The sequence below is a fragment of the Roseomonas indoligenes genome, assembly GCF_017813365.1.
Lineage (GTDB): Bacteria > Pseudomonadota > Alphaproteobacteria > Acetobacterales > Acetobacteraceae > Roseomonas > Roseomonas indoligenes.
Map to the genome: position 1 here is coordinate 464,782 of NZ_JAGIZA010000001.1, position 24,763 is coordinate 489,544.

At 70.8% G+C, this 24,763-nt stretch carries 26 protein-coding genes; 16 read left to right on the forward strand and 10 right to left on the reverse strand.

Annotated features, from left to right (window positions below; genetic code table 11):
- Window positions 1–100 precede the first annotated feature (100 nt).
- Complete coding sequence (locus J5Y10_RS02085) at window positions 101–1,411, reverse strand: MFS transporter (protein WP_342452811.1); 1,311 nt, start codon at window positions 1,409–1,411, stop codon at window positions 101–103.
- Window positions 1,412–1,678: 267 nt separating this feature from the next.
- Between J5Y10_RS02085 and J5Y10_RS02090 the strand changes: the two genes are divergently transcribed.
- Window positions 1,679–2,161, forward strand: coding sequence for a hypothetical protein (locus J5Y10_RS02090; protein ID WP_209370097.1), 483 nt, complete (start codon window positions 1,679–1,681; stop codon window positions 2,159–2,161).
- A 7-nt stretch (window positions 2,162–2,168) separates the two neighbouring features.
- Here J5Y10_RS02090 and J5Y10_RS02095 read toward each other — a convergent pair whose 3' ends face one another.
- The 4 genes from J5Y10_RS02095 to J5Y10_RS02110 form a co-directional block, all read right to left on the reverse strand.
- On the reverse strand, window positions 2,169–2,999 hold the full coding sequence (locus J5Y10_RS02095; RefSeq protein ID WP_342452812.1) for an exodeoxyribonuclease III: 831 nt from the start codon (window positions 2,997–2,999) through the stop codon (window positions 2,169–2,171).
- Between the two features lie 8 nt (window positions 3,000–3,007).
- The gene (locus J5Y10_RS02100; protein WP_209370099.1) at window positions 3,008–3,691 is read right to left on the reverse strand and encodes a fumarylacetoacetate hydrolase family protein; all 684 of its coding nucleotides are present in this window, start codon (window positions 3,689–3,691) and stop codon (window positions 3,008–3,010) included.
- A 444-nt stretch (window positions 3,692–4,135) separates the two neighbouring features.
- Window positions 4,136–4,942, reverse strand: a complete 807-nt coding sequence (locus J5Y10_RS02105) for a gamma-glutamyl-gamma-aminobutyrate hydrolase family protein (protein ID WP_209370101.1) — start codon at window positions 4,940–4,942, stop codon at window positions 4,136–4,138.
- 71 nt (window positions 4,943–5,013) lie between these two features.
- Window positions 5,014–5,658, reverse strand: coding sequence for a LolA family protein (locus J5Y10_RS02110; protein ID WP_209370103.1), 645 nt, complete (start codon window positions 5,656–5,658; stop codon window positions 5,014–5,016).
- Window positions 5,659–5,872: 214 nt separating this feature from the next.
- On the opposite strand from J5Y10_RS02110, the gene J5Y10_RS02115 reads away from it, so the two are divergent.
- From J5Y10_RS02115 to J5Y10_RS02165, 11 genes are all read left to right on the forward strand, one after another.
- Window positions 5,873–6,436, forward strand: a complete 564-nt coding sequence (locus tag J5Y10_RS02115; RefSeq protein ID WP_209370105.1) for a hypothetical protein — start codon at window positions 5,873–5,875, stop codon at window positions 6,434–6,436.
- Between the two features lie 90 nt (window positions 6,437–6,526).
- Complete coding sequence (locus tag J5Y10_RS02120) at window positions 6,527–6,853, forward strand: ArsR/SmtB family transcription factor (RefSeq protein ID WP_257717180.1); 327 nt, start codon at window positions 6,527–6,529, stop codon at window positions 6,851–6,853.
- A gap of 153 nt (window positions 6,854–7,006) precedes the next feature.
- Window positions 7,007–7,909 (forward strand): cytochrome c oxidase subunit II, encoded by a 903-nt coding sequence (gene coxB / locus J5Y10_RS02125; RefSeq protein WP_209370107.1) that lies wholly within the window; start codon window positions 7,007–7,009, stop codon window positions 7,907–7,909.
- A gap of 23 nt (window positions 7,910–7,932) precedes the next feature.
- On the forward strand, window positions 7,933–9,534 hold the full coding sequence (gene ctaD, locus J5Y10_RS02130) for a cytochrome c oxidase subunit I (RefSeq protein ID WP_209370109.1): 1,602 nt from the start codon (window positions 7,933–7,935) through the stop codon (window positions 9,532–9,534).
- Window positions 9,535–9,587: 53 nt separating this feature from the next.
- The gene (locus J5Y10_RS02135) at window positions 9,588–10,544 is read left to right on the forward strand and encodes a heme o synthase (RefSeq protein ID WP_209370111.1); all 957 of its coding nucleotides are present in this window, start codon (window positions 9,588–9,590) and stop codon (window positions 10,542–10,544) included.
- Window positions 10,544–10,696 (forward strand): cytochrome c oxidase system small membrane protein, encoded by a 153-nt coding sequence (locus J5Y10_RS02140; RefSeq protein WP_209370333.1) that lies wholly within the window; start codon window positions 10,544–10,546, stop codon window positions 10,694–10,696. Before J5Y10_RS02135 ends, J5Y10_RS02140 begins: the two co-directional genes overlap by 1 nt.
- 4 nt (window positions 10,697–10,700) lie before the next feature.
- Window positions 10,701–11,303: a cytochrome c oxidase assembly protein gene (locus J5Y10_RS02145; protein WP_209370113.1), complete on the forward strand. Its 603-nt coding sequence runs from the start codon at window positions 10,701–10,703 to the stop codon at window positions 11,301–11,303.
- A gap of 116 nt (window positions 11,304–11,419) precedes the next feature.
- Window positions 11,420–12,289 (forward strand): cytochrome c oxidase subunit 3, encoded by an 870-nt coding sequence (locus J5Y10_RS02150; RefSeq protein ID WP_209370115.1) that lies wholly within the window; start codon window positions 11,420–11,422, stop codon window positions 12,287–12,289.
- 69 nt (window positions 12,290–12,358) lie between these two features.
- Window positions 12,359–13,048 (forward strand): SURF1 family protein, encoded by a 690-nt coding sequence (locus J5Y10_RS02155; RefSeq protein ID WP_209370117.1) that lies wholly within the window; start codon window positions 12,359–12,361, stop codon window positions 13,046–13,048.
- Window positions 13,045–14,526 (forward strand): carboxypeptidase M32, encoded by a 1,482-nt coding sequence (locus J5Y10_RS02160; RefSeq protein WP_209370119.1) that lies wholly within the window; start codon window positions 13,045–13,047, stop codon window positions 14,524–14,526. The genes J5Y10_RS02155 and J5Y10_RS02160 overlap by 4 nt, the downstream gene beginning before the upstream one ends.
- An 11-nt stretch (window positions 14,527–14,537) precedes the next feature.
- Window positions 14,538–15,491 carry a TAXI family TRAP transporter solute-binding subunit gene (locus J5Y10_RS02165; protein WP_209370125.1) on the forward strand — a complete coding sequence of 318 codons (954 nt, stop codon included), beginning with the start codon at window positions 14,538–14,540 and terminating at the stop codon, window positions 15,489–15,491.
- A gap of 10 nt (window positions 15,492–15,501) precedes the next feature.
- Here J5Y10_RS02165 and J5Y10_RS02170 read toward each other — a convergent pair whose 3' ends face one another.
- From J5Y10_RS02170 to J5Y10_RS02190, 5 genes are all read right to left on the reverse strand, one after another.
- Complete coding sequence (locus J5Y10_RS02170; protein WP_245214192.1) at window positions 15,502–16,350, reverse strand: DUF2272 domain-containing protein; 849 nt, start codon at window positions 16,348–16,350, stop codon at window positions 15,502–15,504.
- A gap of 153 nt (window positions 16,351–16,503) precedes the next feature.
- On the reverse strand, window positions 16,504–17,493 hold the full coding sequence (gene lpxK / locus J5Y10_RS02175) for a tetraacyldisaccharide 4'-kinase (RefSeq protein WP_209370127.1): 990 nt from the start codon (window positions 17,491–17,493) through the stop codon (window positions 16,504–16,506).
- Between the two features lie 18 nt (window positions 17,494–17,511).
- A complete protein-coding gene (locus J5Y10_RS28285) occupies window positions 17,512–18,873 on the reverse strand; it encodes a 3-deoxy-D-manno-octulosonic acid transferase (RefSeq protein WP_342452813.1) in 1,362 nt (453 codons plus the stop codon).
- The gene (locus J5Y10_RS02185) at window positions 18,870–19,688 is read right to left on the reverse strand and encodes a lysophospholipid acyltransferase family protein (protein ID WP_209370129.1); all 819 of its coding nucleotides are present in this window, start codon (window positions 19,686–19,688) and stop codon (window positions 18,870–18,872) included. The genes J5Y10_RS28285 and J5Y10_RS02185 overlap by 4 nt, the downstream gene beginning before the upstream one ends.
- 64 nt (window positions 19,689–19,752) lie before the next feature.
- Window positions 19,753–20,181, reverse strand: coding sequence for a DUF1489 family protein (locus J5Y10_RS02190; RefSeq protein WP_209370130.1), 429 nt, complete (start codon window positions 20,179–20,181; stop codon window positions 19,753–19,755).
- A 126-nt stretch (window positions 20,182–20,307) separates the two neighbouring features.
- Here J5Y10_RS02190 and J5Y10_RS02195 point away from each other — a divergent pair, with 126 nt between their 5' ends.
- From J5Y10_RS02195 to sdhD, 4 genes are all read left to right on the forward strand, one after another.
- On the forward strand, window positions 20,308–22,623 hold the full coding sequence (locus tag J5Y10_RS02195; protein ID WP_209370132.1) for a methyl-accepting chemotaxis protein: 2,316 nt from the start codon (window positions 20,308–20,310) through the stop codon (window positions 22,621–22,623).
- A 91-nt stretch (window positions 22,624–22,714) separates the two neighbouring features.
- Entirely contained in the window at window positions 22,715–23,719 is a 1,005-nt protein-coding gene (locus J5Y10_RS02200; RefSeq protein ID WP_209370141.1) for an aspartate-semialdehyde dehydrogenase, read from the forward strand.
- Window positions 23,720–23,872: 153 nt separating this feature from the next.
- Complete coding sequence (sdhC, locus tag J5Y10_RS02205; RefSeq protein WP_209370150.1) at window positions 23,873–24,322, forward strand: succinate dehydrogenase, cytochrome b556 subunit; 450 nt, start codon at window positions 23,873–23,875, stop codon at window positions 24,320–24,322.
- Window positions 24,323–24,350: 28 nt separating this feature from the next.
- Window positions 24,351–24,758, forward strand: coding sequence for a succinate dehydrogenase, hydrophobic membrane anchor protein (sdhD, locus tag J5Y10_RS02210; protein ID WP_209370152.1), 408 nt, complete (start codon window positions 24,351–24,353; stop codon window positions 24,756–24,758).
- Window positions 24,759–24,763 lie beyond the last annotated feature (5 nt).

The window sequence follows — 24,763 nt, forward strand, 5'->3', positions numbered from 1 at the left end:
CCGCGGCGGCGGGGCAGCCATCCCCGGAAAGGGGAGGGCTGCCCTCGCTGAACGAATGCGATGGGCGGTTCCGGCGAGGTGAATCCCCGGCCGGGAGGCCTCAGGTCAGGGCCACGCCCTCGGCCCGCTCCGCCTCGACGGCCCGGCGGCGGACGAGAAGGGTGGCGACGAGCCCCAGCAGCGCGGCGAAGGACAGCCAGAGACCCGGCATGGCCCGGTTGTCCGTCACGTGGATCAACCAGGTGCAGATCAGCGGCGTGAAGCCGCCGAAGATGGCTGTGGCCAGGCTGTAGGCCAGGGAGAAGCCGGCGGTGCGGACCTCCACGGGCATGATCTCCGTCAGGTAGACGACCATGGCGCCGTTGTAGAGGCCGTAGATAAAGGACAGCCAAAGCAACGCCACCAGCAGCCGCGTGAAGGATGGCGCGCCGACCAGCCAGGAGATGGCGGGGTAGGCGCTCAGCAAGGCCAGTCCGCAGCAGCCGACCAGCACGGGGAAGCGCCCGATGCGGTCGGAAATGGCGCCGCCGACGGGCAGCCAGAACAGGTTGGAGATGCCGACGAGGAGGGTGACGATCAGCGCGTCGTTGCCCGCGAGGTGCAGCACCTGCTTGCCGTAGGTCGGAGTGTAGGCGGTGATGAGGTAGAAGGAGACGGTGGTCATCGTGACCAGCATCATCCCCAGCACCACCAGCCCCCAGTTCTGCGCCAAGGACCGGAAGATGGCCCCCGCCGTCGGGCGTGCCTTCCCCGCGGCGCGGCGCGCGAACGCTTCAGTCTCCCCGAGGGAGCGGCGCACCCAGAAGAGCAGCGGCACGATGAAGCAGCCGATCAGCAGCGGGACGCGCCAGCCCCAATCCGCCATCTGCGCCGGGCTGATCAGGCTGCCGAGCACCACGCCCAGCAGCGCGGTGAAGATCACCGCCACCTGCTGGCTGCCGGACTGCCAGGAGACGTAGAAGCCCTTGTGCCCGGGCGTCGCCATCTCCGCGAGATAGACCGAGACGCCGCCGAGCTCGGCACCGGCCGAGAAGCCCTGTAGCAGGCGGCCTAGCAGCACGATCGCCGGTGCCAGCACGCCGATCGTGGCGTAGCCCGGCGTGACCGCGAGGGTCAGGGTGCCCAGCCCCATCAGCCCAAGTGTCATCAGCAGCCCGGCCCGGCGGCCGTGGCGGTCGATATAAGCACCGAGGATCAGCCCGCCGAGCGGCCGCATCAGGAACCCCACGCCGAAGGTGGCGAAGGAGGCCATCAGGGTGGCGAACTCGCTGTGGGTCGGGAAGAAGGCCGCGCCGATCGCTGCCGCGTAGTAGCCGTAGACGATGAAGTCATACATCTCGAGGAAATTCCCCGAGGCGACGCGGAAGACGGCCTTCACCTTCTCGCCGCGCGTCATGTCGCTGGTTTCCACCCGAGGGTCTCCGCTCAAGAAGCAGCCTGCCGGCCAGGTTACGCCGGCTTGGCACCGATCCGGCCATGCGTCTTGGACGCCCGGATGCAGGGCAGGGATGCTTCTGGGGTCGGACAGGATGCAGGCAGGCCGATAGTGAAGGGCTTTCCGTAAACCGGGGCTCGATCCGCGCCCGTGTCTCTCTAAGACCCGGGCCTTCCGGCCGCGGCCGCAACCCCGTGCCAAGGCCGCTCGTTCCCAGAGCCTTAGGACCGAGAGGAGGCAGCGATGCGTGTCACGGCGATGATGGTGGCCCTGGCCCTTGCTGGCCTCCCGACCGCGGTGTCGGCCCAGACTGTGGGTCAGGCGGGGCCGGTCAGCGGCACGCCGGCCGGCGATTCAACCCCAGCGCCGGACCTGCCCACCTATGGCCGGCAGCTGCAGGCCGTGCTGGACAAGCTCCGCAGCGCCGCCGAACGCCCGGACACCAAATCCGCTACCGAGGGCAGGTATGAGGAGCGCGGGGGGCGTCTGGACATGCTCCGCACCATGCAGGAGGCCGTGGGCGTGGTCCGGGCCGCGCCGGCTGACTACCGCAACCGGCCGGAATTCGAGGAAACGGAGCAGCGGGTCCGCACGATCACGCAGCGCGTGCAGGGGCAGCACGAGCCCGCCGACCTGAACAAGCCGGCGCAGGACATGATCCAGGCGATCGAAGCCCTGCAGGCAAAGGTCGCCGCGGCGGGCGCGTCCGGGGCCCCCCGCGGCTGATCCCGCCCTAGAAGGAAATTTCCATCAGCACCGGCACGTGGTCGCTCGTCTGCGGCCAGTCTCGGGCGTCCTTCAGCACCGCGTGCCGCCGCAGCCCGCCCGCGAGGTCCTGGCTGACCCAAATGTGGTCAAGCCGCCGGCCCCGATCCGTCGCGCGCCAGTCCTTCGCGCGGTAGGACCACCACGTGTAGAGCTTCTGATCCGCCGGCACGAAGTGGCGCAGCGCGTCATACCAGTTGCCCGCCGCGATCCAGCGGGCCATCGCCTCCACCTCGACCGGGGTATGGGAGACGACGCCGAGCATCTGCTTGTGACTCCAGACATCGTGCTCCATCGGCGCGATATTGAGGTCACCGACCAGCACGGAGCGGCGGACGGGGCCGCGGGCGGCAGTCCAGGCCGTCACTTCGGCAACGAAGTCCAGCTTGTGGGCGAATTTGATATTAACCTCTCGGTCCGGCACGTCGCCGCCGGCGGGAACGTAGAAGTTGTGCACCTCCAGCGGGCCGCCGGGCAGGTCCACGGCGACGCCGAGGTGCCGGCAGTCCCCCTTGCCGCACCAGTCCTGCCAGTCCGGGATGCGGGTGAGCGGGTGGCGGGAGAGGACGGCGACGCCGTTGTAACCCTTCATCCCCGTGATGATGCGGTGGCTGAAGCCCAGCGCCTCCGCCGCCTCATGCGGGAAGTGCTCGTCCGGGGTCTTCGTCTCCTGCAGGCACAGGATGTCCGGGTCGAGCTCGTCCACGACCTGCCGCAGCAAGGGGGCGCGCAGGCGGACGGAGTTGATGTTCCAAGTGGCCACGCGCAGGGGCGTGGCCACCGAGGCAGATGCCGTCACGGGCTGGTTCAGGCGATCCGGGTGGTGACGGTGCCGACGCCTTCGACCACGCCTTCCAGCAGGTCGCCCTTCTGAACGGCGGCCACGTTCTCCGGCGTTCCCGTCATGATGAGGTCGCCCGGGGCGAGCTTCACGAGGCGGGAGAGGTTCGCAATCACCTCCGGCACGGACCAGATCAGCTTCGACAGATCCGAGGTCTGGCGAACCTGGCCGTTCACCTTCAACTCGATCTTGCCCTTGGTCACATCGACTCCGGCGCCCGGCACCAGCTCGCCCATTGGGGCGGACTGGTCGAAGCCCTTGCCCATGTCCCAGGGGCGGCCGCCCTTCTTGGCCTCGGCCTGCAGGTCACGCCGCGTCATGTCGAGGCCAGCGCAGTAGCCCCAGACATGGTTCAGCGCATCCGCCTCAGCAATGTCGCTGCCGCCCACACCGATTGCCACCACCAGCTCCATCTCGTGGTGCAGGTCCTTGGTCATGGTGGGGTAGGGCATGTCGGCGCCGTTGATGACCACCGCATCGGCCGGCTTGGTGAAGTAGAAAGGCGGCTCGCGGTCGGGGTCGCTGCCCATCTCGCGGGCGTGCTCAGCGTAGTTGCGGCCCACGCAGAAGATCCGGCGCACGGGGAAGAGCCCGCCGCCGCGCACGGGCAGCGCGGCGACCGCGGGCGGGGCGATGACGTAGTCGGCCATGGGAGGATGGGATCCGGTTCTGGGGACGGCGCAAGGGTATAAGGCCCGACGACCCGCCCGGATACCCCAAGGGAAATGTGCTTCCTCCGACAATACCCGATGCAATGATCCCAGGAGGTAGCATGAGAATCAACCAAAGGTTGTCTTCTCGGGATGACCAGACTATCCCAAGTTACCAAGATGCATTTGGCCCGGCCAAAAAAGAATGGCGCCCGGTGAGGGGGGTCACCGGGCGCCGGATACGCTACTTCCGATCGGAGTTCTCTTGGTCGGGTGAGCCGGCAGGGGATACCGGAGCACCGCCGGCTTTGGGCCGGCGAAGGAACATTACCCATATCCACAGGAAGAATGCAAAGCGCGCAAAGGCTCTCACGATCACAGAGCCGTGAGGCAGGCCAGAATTCCTGGGCTCCGGTCCAGGTAATGAACGCTTCTTGGACGGCGCTATTCCGCGGCAACGGCGCTCGGTAAGGCCCTGTTCAGCATTCTCCGGCGCGCGAACTCTTCTGCGGCTGCCCCGAAGCGCTCGAAGATCCGGCGGGAGAGGGGATCGCGCTCCCAGTCATATTCCGGGTGCCATTGGACGCCCACGGCGAAGCCGGGCGCGCCCTCGATGCTCGCCGCCTCGATCGTTCCGTCGGGTGCCCAAGCTTCCGGCCGCAACCGAGGCGCGGGCCGAGCGACGCCCTGGTTGTGCAGCGAGTTCACGGGCACCGCCGCCGCATCGTAGTCCAATCCGGCCCAGAGCCGCGCGAGGCCACTGCCCGCCGCCACACGGACGGAATGCGCCTTGCCCGTCCGCACCCGGACGATGGCTTGGTCGGCCGGGGTGGAGTGGTCCATCCGGCCCTCCAGGTCCTGGATCCGCTGATCCAGCGATCCGCCCAGGGCGACGTTCAGTTCCTGGAAGCCGCGGCAGATGGCCAGGAGTGGCACGCCTGCCGCGATCGCCGCGCGGATGAGTGGAAGAGTGGTCGCGTCCCGCGCCTCGTCCTCCGGCGTGCCCTCAGCGTGCTGCGGGCCGTCGTAATAGACCGGGCAAACATTCGAGCGACTACCGGTGAGCAACAGCCCATCCAAACGGGAGAGAAGCTCCCGCGATATGGCTTCCCCGGCTGCTGGCAGCAGCACGGGCATCCCTTCCACAGGGCCGAGAATAACCCGGACATAGTGGTCAGACGCCGCGTGGTTCGGCATCCCCGTGGGACCGAAGGGCTTCACGCAGCAGGAAATGCCGATCAAGGGCCGCATGACCATCATGTTGCGGGTGCACCGTGGCAGCTTCAAGGCGAAAGGCACGGACGGTGCCGAAAAGCCTCCGCCTAGTTGTTATCCACCGGGCCCTGCATGAATCGGGGGTCGTTGAAGTCGAAAGTGGCGCGCTCCAGCCGGATGCCCGTCTCGATGGCCGAGAGGGTGACGCGCGTGGTGTGCCCCTGGCCGTCCACCACGAGCCACTGGCGCAGCTCCAAGGGATTGTCCGCCATGACGAGGGTGATCCGGCCCTCGGAGGCATTGGCCGTGCGGAAAAGGGTGACGCGGAGGAACCCGCCCTCCCTCTGCAACCCGCTCACCGTCACATCCCCGGACAGGGTGATCCGTTCCCTCAGGAGGATGCCGAGCGGGGTGGAGCCCACGGGCACGATGGAAGGCTGCCGCAGCTCCTTGTCGTAATGCATGAACTGCCCGGCATTGGCGACAAGCAGCAGCGGCTCCGGCGGGTCGTAGTCGAAGCGCATCCGCCCGGGGCGCCAGATCAGGGCCGTGCCCTGGGCCGTGGCACCGTTCTGGGCAATCTGGATGAAACGGGCGCGGAGCGTGGTGATGCCGTTGAGATAGGCCTCCACCCGCTGAAGGTCCGCGCGGTCGCGGGCGGAGAGGGCGCCCTGCGCCAGGGCCTTGGGGGCCAGTGCCGGGGCGGCCAGCGGCAGGAGAGCGAGGGCGGGGAGGATCTGTCGGCGACGCATCCTCGGCAGATGGCGCGGCCGGTGCGGCGGGGAAAGGGGCGGCGAATACATCTCTGCGTCAACGCCAGGACGAGGGACGTTAACGCCGTGGCAAGGCGTGCAGGCGTCTTCTCGGGCCATGGACATTCTGGCCGCCGATTCCCCCCGACCCGTTGCTGCCTCGTCCCCCCGTTGCGCGCCACCCGGTGCGACGCTGGCCCGGGAGGCGACGCCGGTGGCCCTGGTGCTCGTTCCCGTGCCGCTGGGCGGGGTTCGCCGGCTGCGGGCGGTGCTCGAGTCGCTGGCGCGGTCCCGCGGTGCCGGCGGCCTGCCCGCCGCCCCGGGTTCCCTGGCCGTGCTGATCTTGGCCGCCGAGCCGGAGGCGCTGTCCGTGGCGGAGCAACTGGCGCCGGACTACCCCTTTCCCCTTCATGTCGAGGATGGGCTGGGCGACGCGGTCCTGGCAGTCCGGCAGGCGGCCGCCTGGGCGGCCACCCTCGGGGTCCCGGGGGTGCCGATCCTCCTCACTACCACCGGCGAGCCCGTGCCGCCTCGCTGGGCCTACAGCCTCCTCGCGGCACTGCGGGACGGCGCGGACCTCGTGACCCGCCGGGCGGGCTTCTTGGAACGACTGTTGGCGGGCGTCCGGCTGCCCGTGGCGCTCTCCCTCCGCGCCCAGACGGCGATGGAACGATGGTCCTCCGGCCGCGGGCGGCTGGGGGCCGGTGCGGCCTGGACGGAGCGCGACTCCCCCTGGCGGCGGCCGGACGCGGCCGGGCTGCGCACCGTGCCCGCCTGATCCGCGCTAACTGGCCTGGCGATGCCCCGTTGCCCTGGACAGACCGGCCCCTGGCCCCGAGACTCGGACCGCAGAACGATGAGGTGACCGGTGCGAGGCAGAATCGGCGAGGACCAGGTGGTGGAATTGGCCGAGATGTTCCGGCTGATGAGCGACCCCACGCGCCTGAGCATCATCCTGGCCTGCCTGGATGCCCCGGCTTCCGTGGGTGAGATGGCGGAGCGGATCGGCATCTCCGGCAGCCTCGTCTCTCACCACCTGCGGCTGCTGCGCGCGGCCCGGCTGCTCCAGGCGGACCGGCGGGGGCGGCAGGTCTTCTACGCCGTGATGGATGAACACATCCGCTCCATGCTGACCGACATGGTGGACCATGTTGCGGAGGGCGAGGCCGAGGGCGAGGTGGCGGCCCCGAACTGACCCGCGGCACGTCCCGCAACCTTGTGTCACGCGGCGTCGCGTGATTAGTGTCCGGTTGCGTTCCGTACCGTGTTCAGCTGGGCGGGGAATGGGACGGCCGCATGCCACAGGCCTGCGGAACGACAGGGCGGAAAATCGGATCAGGACAGCGGAATGCGGCGGATTCTCTTAACAGCCCTGGCCTTGGTGGCCCTGCTGGGCCTGGCCGGGGTCGCGATGGCCCAGCCCGCTGCCACGGGCGAGGCGCTGGGCGTGCCGCACCCCTGGGCCTTGGGGCTGCAGGAAGCCTTCGGGCCGGTGAAGGCGGCGATCCACGACTTCAACGACCTTGTTCTCTATATCATCATCGCCATCACGATCTTCGTGGCCGGGCTGCTGGCCTGGGTGATCTGGCGTTATGACGCCAGCCGTAACCCCGTTCCGTCCCGCACCAGCCACCACACGGTGCTGGAGATCGCCTGGACGGTGGTGCCGGTGCTGATCCTGCTGATCATCGCCATCCCCTCCTTCCGCCTGATCTACTACGAGGACCGGGCGCGTGAGGCGGACCTGACGGTGAACGTGCAGGGGCGCCAGTGGTACTGGCACTACGGCTACCCGGACAGCGGCAACTTCGAGTTCGACAGCTACCCGATCGCGGAGGCCGACCTGAAGCCGGGGCAGCTGCGGAACCTCGCGGTGGACAATCCCCTGGTGGTGCCGGTGGGCGCCACGGTGCGGGTGCTGACTACCGGGCATGACGTGATCCACAGCTTCTTCGTGCCCAGCCTCGGCGTGCAGAAGTACACCATCCCCGGCCGCACCATGGAGACCTGGTTCCGCGCCGACCGGGAGGGTACCTTCTACGGCCAGTGCAACCAGATCTGCGGCAACAACCACTGGTTCATGCCGATCGCCGTCCGCGCCGTGCCCCGCGCCGAGTTCGACCGCTGGGCCGCCGAGGCCAAGACGAAGTTCGCCGAAGGGCAGGGGCCGGGCTGGCCCGAGCGTGACCGGGCCACCTCGGTCGCCGCCCTCGACTCCCCCGCCGCTTCCCCCGTGGAGGCCCGCCGGTAAGGCGGCCTGACAGGAAGACAGACATGGCGCACGCCGCGCACGACACCCATGGTCATGACGACCACCACGACCACACGCCGGGCTTCGTCTCGCGTTGGTTTTTCTCGACCAACCACAAGGACATCGGCACCCTCTACATCATCTTCTCGGTGGTGGCGGCCTGCCTCGGCGTCGGCCTCTCCGTCCTGATGCGGATGGAGCTGCAGGAGCCGGGGCTGCAGATCTTCGCCAATGGCCAGATGTGGAACGCCATGGTTTCCGCCCACGGGCTGGTGATGGTGTTCTTCGTGGTCATGCCCGCCCTGATCGGCGGGTTCGGCAACTGGTTCGTGCCGATCATGATCGGCGCGCCGGACATGGCCTTTCCGCGGCTGAACAACATCTCCTTCTGGCTGCTGGTACCGGCCTTCATGCTGCTCGGCAGTTCCATGTTCGTCGGCCAGGGCGCCGGCGCGGGCTGGACCATCTACCCGCCGCTCTCGGACAGTGCCTACCAGTCCGGCCCCTCCATGGACATGGCGCTCTTCGCCCTTCACCTGGCGGGCGCCTCCTCCATCCTCGGCGCGGCCAACTTCATCACCACCATCTTCAACATGCGCGCTCCGGGCATGACGCTGCACAAGATGCCGCTGTTTGTCTGGGCGATGCTCGTCACCGCCTTCCTGCTGCTGCTCTCGGTCCCGGTGCTCGGCGGCGCGATCACCATGCTGATCACGGACCGGAACTTCGGCACGGCCTTCTTCAAGCCTGAGGGCGGCGGCGACCCCGTGCTGTTCCAGCACCTGTTCTGGTTCTTCGGCCACCCCGAAGTGTACATCATGATCCTGCCGGCCTTCGGCATCGTCTCCCACGTGCTGTCCACCTTCAGCCGCAAGCCGATCTTCGGCTACCTCGGCATGGCCTATGCCATGGTCGCGATCGGCGTGGTCGGCTTCGTGGTCTGGGCGCACCACATGTTCACCTCCGGCATCTCGGTGGACACGCGGGCCTACTTCATGGCGGCCACGATGATCATCGCGGTGCCCACGGGCATCAAGATTTTCTCCTGGATCGCAACGATGTGGGGTGGGTCGCTCCAGCTCAAGACGCCGATGCTGTTCGCCATCGGCTTCGTTTTCCTCTTCACCGTCGGTGGCGTCACGGGCGTGAAGCTGGCCAATGCCGGCGTGGACGTGATCCTGCACAATACCTACTACGTCATCGCCCACTTCCACTACGTTCTGTCGCTGGGCGCCGTGTTCGGCATCTATGCCGGCTTCTACTACTGGATCGGCAAGATGAGCGGCTACCAGTACCCGGAGTTCTGGGGGAAGGTGCATTTCTGGATGACCTTCGTGGGGGTGAACATCACCTTCTTCCCCATGCACTTCCTGGGCGCCCAGGGCATGCCGCGCCGCTACCCGGACTACCCGGACGCCTTTGCCGGCTGGAACCTGGTGGCCTCCATCGGCTCCTATATTTCGGCGGCGTCGTTCCTGGTGTTCATCTACGTCGTCTTCCTGACCTTCGCCCGGAAGGAAAAGGCCGCGGCGAACCCCTGGGGCGAGGGCGCGACGACGCTGGAGTGGCAGGTTTCCTCTCCCCCGCCCTTCCACACCTTCGACGAACTGCCGCGCATCCGCTGAACCGCAGCTTCCCATTGCGATTTCAGGCTTCGGAAGGGTAAGAGACACCCGCCATGAGTGACCTGATGAGGAGGGGGGCCGCGGCCCCCCTCGACGTTTCCGCCGACTGGTCGGAGCTGCGGGACTGGATCTCGCTCCTCAAACCCCGGGTGATGACGCTGGTGGTCTTCACCGGGCTGGTGGGGATGCTGGTGGCCCCCGGGCACATCCACCCCACGCTGGGTGCCGTCGCCATCCTCTGCATCGCCGTGGGGGCGGGCGCAGCCGGCTGCATCAACATGTGGTACGACCGGGACATCGATGCGGTGATGCGCCGCACCGCCCGTCGGCCGATCCCGGCCGGCCGGGTGGAGCCTGGGGCGGCGCTGGCCTTCGGCATCGTTCTGGCCGTGATGTCCGTGCTGCTGATGGGGCTGGCGACGAACGCGGTGGCTGGGGCTTGGCTCGGCGGCTCCATCCTCTTCTACGTGTTCGTCTACACCATGTGGTTGAAGCGCCGGACGCCGCAGAACATTGTCATCGGCGGGGCGGCCGGGGCCTTTCCGCCGGTGATCGGCTGGGCGGCGGTAACGGGCGGGGTGGATGTGCTGCCCCTGCTCCTCTTCGCCATCGTCTTCATCTGGACCCCGCCGCATTTCTGGTCCCTCAGCCTCTGGGCGCATGACGACTACCAGCGGGCGGGCGTGCCGATGCTGCCCGTCACCGCCGGCGCGCGTGAGACGCGGCGCCAGATCATGGCCTACACCCTCCTCCTCGCGCCGCTGGGCCTCGCGCCGGTGCTGCTGGGGTTGGTGGGCTGGGTTTATGGCGCCTTTGCCCTGTCCCTCGGCGCCGGGTTCCTGTTCCACGCCTGGCGCGTGCTGCGGGAGCCGCAGGACGCCACGGGGGTGAGCCTGGAAGGCGATAAGGCGGCCCGGGCGGCCTTCCGCTTCTCCCTGCTGCACCTCGCTGGCCTCTTCGCGGCGCTGGCCTTGGACCACTGGCTGCACTACGCGGGGATCCTGGGCTGATGGCCCTGGAACCCGCCCGCATGACGGAGGAGGAGGCGGCCGCCTTCTATCGCCGGCGCAAGGGCCGCAACATCGGCATGCTGGTGGTGCTGGTCGCGCTGGTGGCGATCTTCTACGCCATCACCATGGCCAAGCTGACTTCCGGAGGCTGAGGACGTGCAGGACCCCGTTGCCCGCCGGAACCGCCGCACCGGGATTGCCGTGCTCGGCGTGGTGGCCGGCATGGTCGGCCTCTCCTTCGCCGCCGTGCCGCTCTATGCCGTGTTCTGCCGCGTCACCGGCTATAACGGCACGGTGCAGACGGGCGGACCGGCCGCCCCGGGCGCGGTGGCCGGGCAGGTGACCGTCCGATTCGCGGCCACCACCCATCCCGGCCTGCCCTGGCGGTTCGAGGCGGCGCAGGGCTCCATGCCCGTCCATCTCGGCGAACAGGGGCTCGCCTTCTACCGAGCAGCGAACGAGACGGACCGGGCGGTGGAGGGGGTGGCCACCTACAACGTCACGCCGGAGGTGGTGGGCAAGTACTTCCACAAGACCGCCTGCTTCTGCTTCGACGCCCAGACCCTACAGGCCGGCCAGTCCGTGGAGATGCCCGTTTCCTTCTGGGTGGATCCCGCCATCGCGCAGGATCCGAACACGCGGGACATCCGGACCATCACCCTCAGCTACACCTTCTTCCGGACTTTGGCGGATGCGGAGCGCACGGGCGCGCTGGCCAGCGCCGGGCCGCATGTCGGGCGGGCCGCCGCCACGCCCTGATGACGGCTGGTTCCGCCTGCCGAACCCTTGATCCCCACCCCCGTTTGCGGGATTGATGCGGGGACGCGTCGGGGCAACCGCCCCCCATAACGGAACCCCAAGAACCAGGACGTTCGATGGCGACCCTCGACACGACCACGGCCGACATCACGCTCGATCCGAACGAGCCCCCGGCGCCGCATAAGCACCCGTACCACCTCGTCGATCCCTCTCCGTGGCCGCTGCTCGCCTCCTTCTCCGGCGCGGCGCTGCTCTTCGGGATCGTTCTCTGGTCGCATTACAACATCCATTGGATGTTCGGCCTCGGGATCGTCGGCGTCCTCGCCTCCATGTTCCTGTGGTGGCGGGACGTGGTGCGCGAATCGAAGCAGCCGGGCGTCCATACCCCGATCGTGCGGATCGGCCTGCGCTACGGCATGGCGCTGTTCATCGCCTCCGAGGTGATGTTCTTCGTCGCTTTCTTCTGGGCCTTCTTCCATTTCGCGCTCTACCCGGAGCACGTTGCGGGCGCGACGGAGCATGTCTGGCCGCCCCAGGGCATCCACACCTTCGATCCCTTCGGCCTGCCCTTCCTGAACACGATGATCCTGCTGCTCTCCGGCTGCACGGTCACCTGGGCGCACCACGCCCTGATCGAGGGCGACCGGAAGGGCATGCTGCAAGGGCTGGCGCTCACCGTGGCGCTCGGCCTCTTCTTCACCACGCTCCAGGCCATCGAGTACTCGGAGGCGCCCTTCGCCTTCCACGGCGGCGGCATCTATCCCTCCACCTTCTTCCTCGCCACCGGCTTCCACGGCTTCCACGTGATCGTCGGCACCATCTTCCTGCTGGTCTGCCTCATCCGCGGCTGGCGGGGCGACTTCACCCCGCGCCGGCATTTCGGCTTCGAGGCGGCCGCCTGGTACTGGCATTTCGTGGACGTGGTGTGGCTCTTCCTCTTCGTCTGCATCTATGTCTGGGGCGCCGGGCCCATCGCCGAGCACTAGGCCTCGACAGCACCGCATTCCGAACCCCGCCCGGGTCTCTGGGCGGGGTTCGTCGTTGAAGGGTTCCGCATGACGTCCCGCCCGCGCCGCATCCTCCCGGCCGTGCTGGCCTCCATTCCTGTGCTGGCGATCCTGTTGGTGCTGGGCACATGGCAGGTGCGGCGGCTGGCCTGGAAGACCGACCTGCTGGCGACCATCGCCGCCGCGGAGGCCGGGCCGCCCGTACCGCTCACGGTCGCGCCGCAGCCCTTCACGAAGGTCACCGTCACCGGCCGCTTCCGCTACGACCTGGAGGCGGTGCTGGGCGTTGAGGTGCGCGGGAGCAGCCTCGGCACCCATCTCGTCACGCCATTGGAGGCGGAAGGCCTGCCCCCCGTGCTGGTGAACCGGGGCTGGGTGCCGATGCAGCGGGATGGGGTGACCATCGCGCGGCCGGACGGGCGTGTGACGGTGGTCGGCTACGTCTCCCCACCGCATGACCGGGATTTTTTCGCCGCCACGGACGACCTGCCAGGACGCCGTTTCTACACCGCCGATGCGGGCGCGATCGGCGCGGCTCTGGGCCTGCCCGGCACGATGCCGGACCTGCTCGTGGCCCTGCGCGCCACGGACACGCCGCGGGACGCCCTGCCGCAACCGGCCGAAACGCTGCCGCGGCCGTCCAACTCCCATCTCGGCTACGCCATCACCTGGTACGGGCTCGCCGCATCGCTGCTGGGCGTGCTGATCGCCTGGGCCATCCGGAAGGACGACGCATGAACGACGCCTACGCCCGCCTGAAGGACCGCTTCGCCCGCATCGCCACGATCGGCGAGTGCTCGGCGATGCTGGGCTGGGACGCCTCCGCCATGATGCCGCCCGGGGGTGGCGCGGCGCGTGGGGAGCAGCTGGCGGTTCTGGCCGGCGTCTCTCACGCCATGCTGGTGGCGCCCGAGGTGGCGGAGGACCTCTCGGCCGCGGCGGCGGAGGGGCCCTGGGACGAGGCCAACCTCGCTCTGATGCGCCGTGCCCATCGCCGCGCCACGGCCATGAGCGCCGATCTGGTGGAAGCGATGGAGCGTGCCAACTCCGCCTGCGAGAAGGTGTGGCGGGAGGCCCGCCCGCAATCCAACTTCGCCGCCGTCCGCCCCTGGCTGGAGGACGTGGTGCGCCTCCAGCGGGAGATGGCCTCGGCGCTGGCCTCCGCCACGGGCCTCTCGCCCTACGACGCCCTGATGGACGCCTACCAGCCCGGGATCGCCGCCGCCGACGTGGAGCCCGTCTTCGCCGCCTATGAGAGTTTCCTCAAGGAGGCGCTGCCCCGGGCCGAGGCGATCCAGGCGGCCCGCCCGGCGCCGTTGCAGCCACAAGGACCTTTCCCGACGGAGGTGCAGCGCGCCCTGGGCCGCCGCCTCTCCGAGCGGGCCGGGCTGGATTACGAGCACGCCCGGCTGGACGAGAGCGCGCATCCCTTTTGCGGCGGCACCCCCACCGATGTGCGCCTGACCACGCGCTACACCCCCGACGCCTTCGGCCAGGCGCTCTTGGGGATCCTGCACGAGACCGGCCACGCCCTGTATGAGCGCGGCCTGCCCGCGCCCTATGCCCGGCAACCCGTGGGCGAGGCCGCCGGCATGGCCGCGCACGAGTCCCAGAGCCTCATTATCGAGATGCAGGCCGCACGCTCCGATGCCTTCCTCACCTGGCTCGGGCCGGAGCTGCACGCGGCCTTTGGCGGCGACGCGGCGGCCTATTCGGGCGCCAATCTCGGCCGCCTGTGGCGCCGGGTGGAGCGCGGGTTCATCCGCACCGAGGCGGACGAGATCACTTACCCCGCCCATGTCATCCTGCGCTTCCGGCTGGAGCGCGCCCTGATCGCCGGCGACCTTTCCGTGGCGGACCTGCCCGGCGCCTGGGCGGAGGGGCTGCACGCGCTCCTCGGCATCACCCCGCCCGATGACCGGCGGGGCTGCCTGCAGGACATCCACTGGTATGACGGGAATTTCGGCTACTTCCCATCCTATACCCTCGGCGCCATGGCGGCCGCCCAGCTGATGCAGGCGGCCCGCGCCGCGCTGCCCGGGATGGACGGGGCGCTGGGGCAGGGGGATTTCACGCCCCTGCTGGGCTGGCTGCGGACTTCCGTCCACGGGAAGGGCTCCCTCCTCGGTTTCCAGGACCTGATGACGGCCGCCACCGGTCGCCCGCTGGACCCCTCCGACTTCATGGATCATCTGCGCGCCCGCTATCTGAGCTGAGGAAGGCCGCCATGCCCAACCTGTTCCGCCCGGGCCGCCGCACGGCCCTCGCGCTCGCCGCCGCGCTGTCCGCGCCGGCCGCGTTGGCCCAGCAGGCCATCGGCCTCACCCTCGCCACCGCCACGCCGGGTGGCGGCTTCCCGGCCTATGGCGACGCCCTGATCGCCGCCCTGGCCGGGGTGGACCCGGCGATCCGGATCACCCCGCGCAACAGCGCGGGCAGCACGGAGAACGCGCGCCTGCTGGCGGATGGGGCGGTCGACATCGCCCTGGTCGCGGGCGAGGTAGCGACCGGTGCGCTGGCCGGCGGCCGCGGACTGTCCGTGATCACCGCCATCTACGCGACGCCCGGGCTTTTCGTGACCCGGGGCGATTCGCCGGCGGGGTCCATCCGGGATCTGATAGGGAAGCCCATCGCCTGGGGCGCGGGCGGGTCCGGCTTCGTCGTGCTGGCCCGTCGCATCCTCGGCGGGCTGGGGCTCGACATCGAGCGCGACTTCCAGCCCGTCTATCTCGACCATGTCGGAGAGGGGCCGGGCATGGTGGAGAGCGGCCGCGTGGCGGCGCTCTGGGGCGGCGGCGCCGGCTGGCCGGCCTTCACCGCCATCGCCTCCGGCCCGGCCGGGGCCAGGTTCATCCCGTTGGACGAGGCCGAGCGACGCCGGGCCATGGCGGCCGACCCTGCAGTGCGCGAGATGGTGCTGCCGGCGGACAGCTACCCGCACCAGACCGCGCCGATCCTTTCCGTGGGCACCTGGAGCTACATCCTGGCCCGCCCCGGGCTTGCGGAGGAGACCGCCTACCGGCTCGCAGCCGCAATCGACGCGGCGCGGCCGGGTATCGCCGCGCGGCTGCCGCAGGGGCGGGAGACGACGCCGGAGAACACGCGCCGCTCCGTGCCCGAGGTGGCGATGATCCACCCCGGCACGCGCCGTCTGCTGCGGGAGAGGGGCATCGAGGGCTGAGCGGCCCAGTTCAGCGCCGGTTCTCGAACACCACGAAGAAAGGGGGGCGCTCCAGCGGGGGCGGCAGGACGATGCCCTGCGCGTCCACGGGGATGCGGCGGCGGAGCACCACGTCCATCACGTTGCCGCCGATGAGGTCGATCGTGCCCCCGGCGGCCCGCACCACGATGTCGCAGTGGGAAGGGCGCGAACGCCCGCGCTCCGCCATCCGGGCCTCCCAGTTCGGGAGGGGGCTGGCCGAGCGGTCGTAGCAGAGCAGGTCGCCGGGGCGCGGCGCGTACTCCTCCACATGGTGCGGGCGGAAGGCGGCGGAGTCCGGATCGGCCAGGTAGTTCTCGATCATTCCGTCCATGTAGAAGACATGGGCGGAGGAGGGCCGGAAATCCGACCGCGACACGCCGGCCGAATTCATCGCGTAGCTGATGAAGGCCGCTGACCAGGCCGGGGTGTTGTAGGAGGAGATCGCGACGTTTGCGGGCTCCACGTTGAAGGGCAGTCCGGAGACGGGATCGAGCGAGGCCGAGGCGAGGGCGGGGCCCGAGATCGTGTCGCGGAAGTGCATGTGGGCGTTGATGATCCCTGCTCCATCCGGCGTGGCGGACCAGTAGGACATCAGCTTGTCGAAGAGCTCCGGCGTCGCGTCCGGGGTGCGGTCCAGCGCGATGGGCCAGCCCTCCACGGCGATGCGTCCCCAGTCCCGCCACTCCCGTTCCGCCGCGGCGACGAGTTGCGCGGCGCCGGGACCGGCCGGCTTCTGGCTCGTCCCGCTGCGCGCCTGAGAGGGGCCCGTCGAGGCAGGAGGCGTACTGGCGCAGGCGGTCACGAGGAGGAGCGGGAGGAGAAGGAGCAGCCGGCGCATGGTCGCGTATCGCGGCGCAGCATGGTTCGGTTGCGTACTGGCCGCACAGAATGTTCCCGGTCGTGCGATGCTCCGGCCGGTGATGCCGCCAGGACACGGCCGGCAGGAACTCGCCGGGGTGGCGCATTCCCGTTGGCCGCTGTCACCAGCCCTTCAGGCCGGGATGGGCACGCGCCCGGCCAGAGGATCGAGGATCGCCTCCAGCATCGCCGGCTCCTCCCACTCCAGCCCGACCGTCACCACCGTGACCCGGGCGCGGAAGGCGGGGGGGATGCGGACGAAGTCCTTCTTCGTCGTCACGGGGATGGCGCGCAGCCGGTCCGCCTCCGCCAGAAGCTCCCGCATGTCCCCGGCATCGAAGGGGTAGTGGTCCGCGTAGGGCGCGCGCCCGGCGATGATCGCGCCGGATTCTGACAGGGTTGAGAAGAACTTCCGGGGATTCGCGATGCCGCAGAAGGCGAAGACGGACTGCCCCACGAGCTGCTTCGCCTCGGGCCCCGGCACCGTGCGGGCGCGGAGCACGGCAAGGCCCGGCGGCAGCAGCGCCAGGGCCCCGCACTCGTCCTTGCCGATCAGCACTACGGCGCCGGACCGGCCGGCAGCGGCCGCCACCGGCTCCCGCAACGGCCCGGCAGGGATCACGCGGTTGTTGCCGAAGCCGTAGCTGCCATCGATCGTCAGGAAGGAGAGGTCCTTCTCCAGCGTCGGGTTCTGCAGCCCGTCATCCATGATGATGGCCTGCGCCCCGGCCTCGATCGCGGCCCTGGCGCCGGCGGCGCGGTCGGCGGCAATCCAGGTCGGGCGCTCGGCGGCCAGGAGAAGGGCCTCGTCGCCTACCGTCTCGCTGTCGTGCTTGCCGGGCTCCACCCGCGCGGGGCCCTTGAGCGTGCCGCCATAGCCGCGGGTGAGGAAGTGCACGGCGATCCCGCGGTTCGCCAGGCGCCGGCCGAGGTCCAGCGCCAGGGTGGTCTTGCCCGCGCCGCCGGCGGTGGCGTTGCCGCAGCAGATCACCGGCACGGGCGCGCGCCAGCCGGGCCGCGCCACGCGGCGCGCTGTCGCCGCCGCGTAGAGCGCGGCGATGGGGGAGAGCAGGATGGGCGCGATTCCGCCGCCATCCCCGGTCCAGAAATCGGGGGCACGCATGGTGCCGTCAGGCGTCCTTCATCCGTGTGCCGCCGCGTCACCATCCCCGGTCGGGGCAGGGGCGGGCAGGAGAGTCCCGATCGCGGCGGCCATCCGTTCGGGCAGGGCCCCGGCATCCGCCGCGATCCGGGCAGCGGCCGAGGTCATGGACCGGGCCCGGTCCGCATCCGTTAGCACGCCGCCCGCGGCCTCGGCCAGCGCGGCGGAATCCGCCACCGGGATGGCGGCGCCCGCCTCCAGCATCCGGTCCACGATGGCGGTGAAGTTGCCGGTATGCGGGCCCAGGAGCACCGGGCAGCCCAGCCGAGCCGCCTCCAGCGGGTTCTGCCCGCCATGGGGCACGAGGGAGCCGCCGATCAGCGCCGCCCCTGCCACGCGGTAGAGCAGGCCCAGCTCCCCCAGCGTATCGGCGATGTAGACGGCCGTCTCCGGCCCCGGCAGCGCCCCGGTGGAGCGGAGGACCGGGTTGTGGGCGCCCAGCTCCCCCGCCAGGGCCGCGCCGCGCTCCGGGTGGCGGGGAGCGATGATCGTCAGCAGCTCCGGCAGGCGCTCCCGCAGGCGCGCATGGGCCTCGGCCACCTGCGCCTCCTCGCCGGGATGGGTGCTGGCGGCCAGCAGCACGGGCCGCGCGCCGATCGCCTTGCGCAGCGCGCCCAAGGCCGGTTCCGGGGCGGGCAGGGGGCGTGATGCGAACTTGAGATTGCCCCAGGCGCGTGCCGTCCTGGCTCCCAGGGCGCGCAGGCGGTCGGCATCGGCCTCCGTCTGGGCGATGGCGAGGTCGAAGGCCCCGAAGAGGCGCTGCGCGACCGAGGGCAGCCGCGCCCAGCCCCGCGCGGAGCGGTCGGAGATGCGCGCGTTGATCAGCGCCATCGGGATCCCCCGCGCGCGGGTGGCGAGGAGGAGATTCGGCCAGATCTCGCTCTCGATGAACACCGCCGCATCCGGCTTCCAGCCATCGAGGAAGCGGGCGACATGGGCGGGCACGTCCATGGGAAGGAAGCGGTGCTGCACCCGTCCGGCCAGGGCATGCGGCAGGCGCTCCGCCAGCAGGCGCGCCGCGGTGACGGTGCCGGTGGTGACGAGGAAGCGCAGCGCCGGCCGGGCCTCGGCCAGGGCCTCGATCAGCGGCAGGGCGGACTGGCTTTCCCCCACGCTGGCCCCGTGCAGCCAGAGGAGGGGGCCGGGCGGGCGCTCCGCCCCCTCGCCGCGACGCTCGCGGAGGCGGGCCGGGTCCTCCTTCCCGCGCCGGGCGCGGCGGGCCAGCCAGAAGGGCAGGAGAGGGGCGGCGAGCGTCGCGGCCCCCCGCCAGGCGAGAAGCGGCAGGTCCCCGCGCCAGCCGCCGGTCCGGGGAGTGGAATCGAGGCGCGTAGCAGTGGTCACGCCGCATCGTCCGGAAGGGTGGCGGGGCCTGCGTCCCTCGCATCGTCGGCGGGGGGCGGAAAGGCGGGCGGGGCGCGCCGGGCGATGGCCCGCACGGCCGCCAGTTCCGCCTCGCCCGTGCCGCCGGCGCGACGCGCGGCGGCCCAGGCATCCACCGCCTCGCAGGATTCGGTTAGCGCCGCTTCCACCGCCGCGCGCCCAGCCTCGGACGCATGGGGCGGCACGGCGAACATGGGATGCAGCAGCATCAAGCCGCGGGAGAAGGGCAGGGGCACCACCATCCGGTCCCAGGAGCGGAGGCGGATGTGGCGCGTGGTGATCCCGGCATAGGGCAGCACCAGCGCGCCCGAGACGGCGGCGAGCTGCCCCACACCCGGCGCCGCCACCCGGCGCGGCCCGCGCGGCCCGTCAGGCGTGATGCACACCACGCCGCCGCCGCGCAGGATACGAAGCATCATCCGCAACGCCTGGCTGCCGCCCTTCGAGGTGGAGCCGTGGATCGTGTCCAGGTTGAAGCGCGCCACGACCCTGGCGATGAAGACGCCGTCCCGGTGCCGGGAGACGAGAACCTGCGGCCGCTTCGGCTGCAGCGGCGGGATCTGCCGGATGATGTCCAGCCAGGGGCGCGGCCCGAGGGCGATCCGCTCGTGCCAGAAGGAGAGGATGATGTTGCCGGGCTGCGCCCGCATCGCGTCCAGGGCGGCATCGCCGACGAGGGTCCAGCGCGTGGTCCGGTGGACGAGGGCGATGTAGAGGCCGAGCAGCCACGCCATGGCGGCGAGGAAGCGAGGGTGGCGCGTTAGCCGCTTGAGCATGCGAGGGGGGCCATGGGTCGGCGCGGCCTAGCATGGGCCGGGTCCGGGGGCCAAATGCGGTAGCTTACAGCAGTCCAAGCTCCGCCAGGGCCTGCCGCATCTTCGGCGGCAGGTCCTCGATCCCCTCCACCCCCACGGCGCCCTCCGCCAGGTCCACCGGCGCCGCCGCCGCCTCCAGGTAGCGCCAGCCCTGGAAGGGCTTCATCGGGCGCGGCTGCACCGGCACCAGCCCGGGCTGGAGGATGAGGGCGGTGGCCGCCGCGCCGTCCGCCCGCTTCACCGGCTCGATCGCCAGGATGCGTTGGCGCACCCGCAAGACCCCGGCCACCACCCAGTAGAGGGAGCCGCCGCCCGCCAGGATCTCCGGCGCTCGCTTCGGGGTCATGCGGGTGACGTGGCGCAGCCCTTCCGGCCCGCGGGCGCGCAGGGCCTGGCCGCGCTCCATCGCCTCGACGTCCTTTGGCCCGACGGCCAGCTTGATGAGGTGCAGCACGGGGCCGATCTGCGCGCGCCGGCCCCGGCGTGCAAGGGAGCGGCGGCACGGAGACCGCTTATCCGGTGGTTAGGGATTCGCGCCGATGATCGCGCCACGATCTCAGCCGAGGAGCCAGTCCAGGCCATGCGCGCCTTCCAGAACCTATCCGTTGCCCGGAAGCTCGGCGCAGGCGCCGGGCTCACCCTCTGCCTTCTCGGCGGCCTGGTCGGCCTCGTCTGGTCTGAGATGCAGGACGTCGCTCAGCAGCAGGACCGGATGCGCGTGGCGGCGCGCGTGCAGGCCCTGGTGGAGCAGGCCGGCGGCCGCGCCGCCCAGGCCCCGGTGCAGGAGGCCGAGCTCGGCACCGCCCAGGCCCTTCCCGCCGCGCAAGCGGCGGCCGGGGAGGCCCGCACGGCCCTGGACGCCGCGCGGAAGCTGATCGAGGAGGCCGCGGCCGACATCGCCCTGCCCGCCGCACGGGAGTCCGCACTGGCCGCCCTGCCGGAGAGCCGCCGCTACGAGGCCGCGATCGCCCACATGCTGGAGGCGCGCAGCCGCATGATCGAGGCGCGGGACGACCGGCTCTATCGCCTCACCTCCGAGTTCGACCAGGGCATGGAGGCCGTGCTCGGCGCCTTGGAGTTCGAGGTGCCCGACCGTGCCCAGGTGGACGAGGTGCGCGGCCGCGTGATGGCCTTCAGCAACGCCGTCAACGAGGCGCGGCTGGCGGTGCAGCGCTTCCTCGTCACGGGGGAGGAGGCGCAGGCCCGCCGCGTCCGGCGCGCCATCGCGCAGCAGCGGGTGCACCTGCGGGGCGTGCAGGCCTACGACATGACGCCCCGGCTGAAGGACGACGTGGCGCGGATCGGCGCCGTGGCCGCCGGCCTTGCCGAGGGCTGCGAGACCATCCTCGCCTCCCTCGCCGATGTGACGAAGATCCGGGCGGAGGAGACGGAGCCCGCCGCGGCCGCCCTGCGCCGCACGCTGGACGCATCCACCCGGCTCCTGCGGGCCGACGCGGCTGAGCGCCGCACGGAGATGGCGGGCGCGCTGGAGAGCGTGGTGCGCTTCACCCTCTGGATCGGCGCGGCGGTGGCGCTGATCCAGCTTCTCTCCTCCTGGGCCAGCAGCCGGGCCATCGGCGCGCCGCTGCGCCGGGCGGCGGTGCGCGTGCGCGCCATCGCCTCGGGCGACACCACGCCGGGGGACGCCGCCGAGGCGCGGGACCGTGAGGGCCGCGACGAGACCGGCCGCATCGCCACCGCGCTGGAGGATCTGCGCGGCACGGTGGGCCGCGCCTTCGCCCAGGCCCAGATGATCGAGCAGATGCCGCTGGGGCTGATGGCCGCCGACCCCGCCCTGCGCGTGACCCACGTGAACCTCGAGATGGGTGAGGTCCTGGCCCGGCTGGGCGTGACGGAGCCGGTGGTCGGCCGGGCGCTGGAGGAGCTGCCTCTGGAAGGCCTGGCTGGACTGCCGGCCAATCTGGCGGATCCTGCCGCGCTGCCGCACCGCGCACGCCTGCGGATCGGGAAGGAGGTGGTGGACCTGCAGGCCAGCGCCATCACGGACGGCACGGGCGCCTATGCCGGCCCGATGCTCACCTGGCGCCTGGTGACGGAGGAGGCCAGGCTGGCCGATACCTTCGAGGCCGAGGTGGGCGGCGTGGTCGAGGCCCTGGCCGGGGAGGTGGAGTCGCTCCGCCGTGCCGCCGGCGACGTGCACGACACCGCCGAGCGCTCCGGCCGAGAGGCGGCGCAGGTGGCCGATGCCGCGGCGCGGGCCAGCGGCGAGGTAGGGGCGGTGGCCGCCGCCGCCGAGGAGATGGCCGCGAGCATCACCGAGATCACCCGGCGCGTGGCGGAGGCTGCCGAGGTGGCGGCCCAGGCCGTGTCCGAGGCGCGGGCCACCGACGGCACGGTGCGCGGCCTGGCCGAGGGCGCGGCGCGGATCGGGGATGTGGTGCGGCTGATCGGCGACATCGCCGGGCAGACGAACCTGCTGGCCCTGAACGCGACGATCGAGGCGGCCCGTGCCGGCGAGGCCGGGCGCGGCTTCGCGGTGGTGGCGAGCGAGGTCAAGACCCTGGCCGCCCAGACCGCGAAGGCGACGGAGGAGATCTCCAGCCAGATCCAGCAGATGCAGGCGGCCACCACCGGCGCGGTGGAGGCGATCCGCGGCATCGGCGAGACGGTGGAGCGCACCAGTGGCATCGCGACGGCCATCGCCGCCGCGGTGGAGGAGCAGGGCGCGACGACGCGGGAAATCGCCCGCAGCGCCGCCCAGGTGGCCGGGGGCACGGACACGGTGAACCAGGCCATCGCGGGCGTCCGCGCCGCGGCGGAGGAAACGGGCAGCGCCGCCGGCGGCATGCTCTCCGCCACCGAGGCGCTGGCGGGGCAGACCGCCATCCTGCGGGAGAAGTCCTCGGGCTTCCTGCGGGCCGTGCGCGCCGCCTGATCCGATGGGCGGGTTGCAGGAAGGGGGCGCGCCACCCTATCTGCGGCCCGCCCTTCCCCGCCGGGATGCTGGCGGGGAAGGGGTTTTCTGCATGGCTCATCGGATCGCAGTCACCGGCGCCACCGGGCAGGTGGGGCGGGAGATCATCAAGACGCTCGCCGAGCGGGAGTTCCCCGTGGCCTCCATGACCGCGCTCGGCTCCGGGCGATCGGTCGGCGGCTCGCTCTCCTTCGGCGACCAGGACATCAAGGTGGAGGCGGTGGAGCGGCACGACTGGGCCGGGACCGACCTTCTCTTCCTGGCGCCGGGCACGACCGGCCCCGTCACCCTGGCTCGCAAGGCGGCCGCGGCGGGTTGTGCGGTGGTGGATGCCAGCGGCTTCGCCAATCCGGATGCGCCGGTGGTGGTGCCGGAGGTGAACCCGGGCGCGCTGACCGGCAATCCACGGATCGTCGCCTCCCCGGTCTCGGGCGCCATCCTGATGGCGATGGCGCTGCACCCGCTGCAGGCCCTGGCCGGGCTTGTCCGGGTGGTCGCGACCTCGCTCCAGCCCGTCTCCGGCGCGGGACGCGAGGCGATGGACGAGCTGTTCAGCCAGACCCGCGGCGTCTTTGTGAACGACACGGCCGTGCCGGAGCAATTCCCCAAGCCCATCGCCTTCAACGTCATCCCCCAGGTCGGCGCCTTCGGGGAGGGCGGGCTGACGGATGAGGAAGAGGCAATGGCGGAGGATGCAGGGCGGCTTCTGGGCGGCGTCGCCGTTTCCGCCACCTGCGTGCGCGTGCCGGTCTTTATCGGGCAGTGCCTGACGATCCAGGCGACCTTCGATCGGCCGGTGGACGAGGCGGAGGCGCGGGAGGCGATCCGCGGCGCCGCCGGGTTGACCCTTCTCGATCACCGGGACGACGGCGGCTACGTCACGCCGCTGGACACGGTGGGGGAGGACCCGGTCTTCGTCTCGCGCATCCGGCCCGATCTTACGGTTCCGAACGGACTCGCCCTGTGGTGCGCCGGGGATAATCTGCGGAAGGGCGGCGCCCTGAATGCCGTGCAGATCGCTGAGGAGTTGCTGCGGCGCGGCGCGCTACGGGGTTGAAGTTACAGGGGGATGGCAAATCCCCTGCCATTCTACTTGCGACCCCTTCGCAACGCCTTGATTTCGTGTGATTGACGCTTCGCGGTGCCGCACCATAAAAGCTGCCCAGCCCCGCGCGGACCAGTCGCGCCCGGCAGCATTGCAGGACGCCGCATGGCCCATAACCCCGACGCGCGCGAAGCCCTCATGATCGGCACCCGCACGGACGGCTCGACCGTCCGCCGGCCGCTCTCTCCGCATCTGCAGGTCTATGACATGCTGCAGATGTCGAGCCTCACCTCCATCATGCACCGGATCACCGGCAGCATCTGGTCCGTGGGCATGATCTTCTTCGTCTGGTGGCTTTCGGCCGCGGCGGCGGGACCCGAGGCCTATGCGACCGTCCAGTGGTTCTTCGGTGGCTTCATTGGCCTGATCATGCTGTTCGGCCTGTCCGCGGTGGTCTGGTACCACACGCTGAACGGCGTCCGGCACCTCGTCTGGGATGCCGGCTACGGCTACGACATTCCCACCACCTACCGGACCGGCTGGGCCACGGCGATCGCCACCGCCGTGATGACGGTCGTGACCTGGATCGTCGCCATCATCGCCTGGGCTTCGTGAGCACGGGTTTCGAGAGAGGGGCCCGCCCATGAGCGAGCACATCCCGGCGGTGAACCGCCAGACCAGCATGCAGTCCGGGCTCGGCCGCGTGCGCGGCTCGGGCTCCGCCCGCAACGGCACCCATCACTGGTGGATGCAGCGCGTCACCTCCATCGCGCTGCTGCCGCTGACGATCTGGCTTGTCTTCTCCCTCGCCGTCCATGCCGGCGACCCGTGGGAGGTGATGGCCGAGTGGATCGGCCGGCCCTTCAATGCCGTGCTGCTGATCGTCCTGATCGGCATCGGCTTCCACCACACGGAGGCCGGGCTGCAGGTGGTGATTGAGGACTACATTCGCCCCGAGCGCCGCGCGATGGTTGCAGGCCTCGTGATCAAGGCCATATGTCTGGTGCTGGGCCTGCTCTCGGCGCTCGCCGTGGTTCGGCTGGCGGTCTGATGAGC

What these genes read in the sequence shown, in the direction of transcription:
- J5Y10_RS02090 (WP_209370097.1), top strand. Translation starts at nt 1,679, where the DNA reads ATGCGTGTCACGGCGATGATGGTGGCCCTGGCCCTTGCTGGCCTCCCG.
- J5Y10_RS02100 (WP_209370099.1), bottom strand. Translation starts at nt 3,691, where the DNA reads ATGGCCGACTACGTCATCGCCCCGCCCGCGGTCGCCGCGCTGCCCGTG.
- J5Y10_RS02105 (WP_209370101.1), bottom strand. Translation starts at nt 4,942, where the DNA reads ATGCGGCCCTTGATCGGCATTTCCTGCTGCGTGAAGCCCTTCGGTCCC.
- J5Y10_RS02110 (WP_209370103.1), bottom strand. Translation starts at nt 5,658, where the DNA reads ATGCGTCGCCGACAGATCCTCCCCGCCCTCGCTCTCCTGCCGCTGGCC.
- coxB (WP_209370107.1), top strand. Translation starts at nt 7,007, where the DNA reads ATGCGGCGGATTCTCTTAACAGCCCTGGCCTTGGTGGCCCTGCTGGGC.
- ctaD (WP_209370109.1), top strand. Translation starts at nt 7,933, where the DNA reads ATGGCGCACGCCGCGCACGACACCCATGGTCATGACGACCACCACGAC.
- J5Y10_RS02135 (WP_209370111.1), top strand. Translation starts at nt 9,588, where the DNA reads ATGAGTGACCTGATGAGGAGGGGGGCCGCGGCCCCCCTCGACGTTTCC.
- J5Y10_RS02140 (WP_209370333.1), top strand. Translation starts at nt 10,544, where the DNA reads ATGGCCCTGGAACCCGCCCGCATGACGGAGGAGGAGGCGGCCGCCTTC.
- J5Y10_RS02150 (WP_209370115.1), top strand. Translation starts at nt 11,420, where the DNA reads ATGGCGACCCTCGACACGACCACGGCCGACATCACGCTCGATCCGAAC.
- J5Y10_RS02155 (WP_209370117.1), top strand. Translation starts at nt 12,359, where the DNA reads ATGACGTCCCGCCCGCGCCGCATCCTCCCGGCCGTGCTGGCCTCCATT.
- J5Y10_RS02160 (WP_209370119.1), top strand. Translation starts at nt 13,045, where the DNA reads ATGAACGACGCCTACGCCCGCCTGAAGGACCGCTTCGCCCGCATCGCC.
- J5Y10_RS02165 (WP_209370125.1), top strand. Translation starts at nt 14,538, where the DNA reads ATGCCCAACCTGTTCCGCCCGGGCCGCCGCACGGCCCTCGCGCTCGCC.
- J5Y10_RS02170 (WP_245214192.1), bottom strand. Translation starts at nt 16,350, where the DNA reads ATGCGCCGGCTGCTCCTTCTCCTCCCGCTCCTCCTCGTGACCGCCTGC.
- lpxK (WP_209370127.1), bottom strand. Translation starts at nt 17,493, where the DNA reads ATGCGTGCCCCCGATTTCTGGACCGGGGATGGCGGCGGAATCGCGCCC.
- J5Y10_RS02185 (WP_209370129.1), bottom strand. Translation starts at nt 19,688, where the DNA reads ATGCTCAAGCGGCTAACGCGCCACCCTCGCTTCCTCGCCGCCATGGCG.
- J5Y10_RS02195 (WP_209370132.1), top strand. Translation starts at nt 20,308, where the DNA reads ATGCGCGCCTTCCAGAACCTATCCGTTGCCCGGAAGCTCGGCGCAGGC.
- J5Y10_RS02200 (WP_209370141.1), top strand. Translation starts at nt 22,715, where the DNA reads ATGGCTCATCGGATCGCAGTCACCGGCGCCACCGGGCAGGTGGGGCGG.
- sdhC (WP_209370150.1), top strand. Translation starts at nt 23,873, where the DNA reads ATGGCCCATAACCCCGACGCGCGCGAAGCCCTCATGATCGGCACCCGC.
- sdhD (WP_209370152.1), top strand. Translation starts at nt 24,351, where the DNA reads ATGAGCGAGCACATCCCGGCGGTGAACCGCCAGACCAGCATGCAGTCC.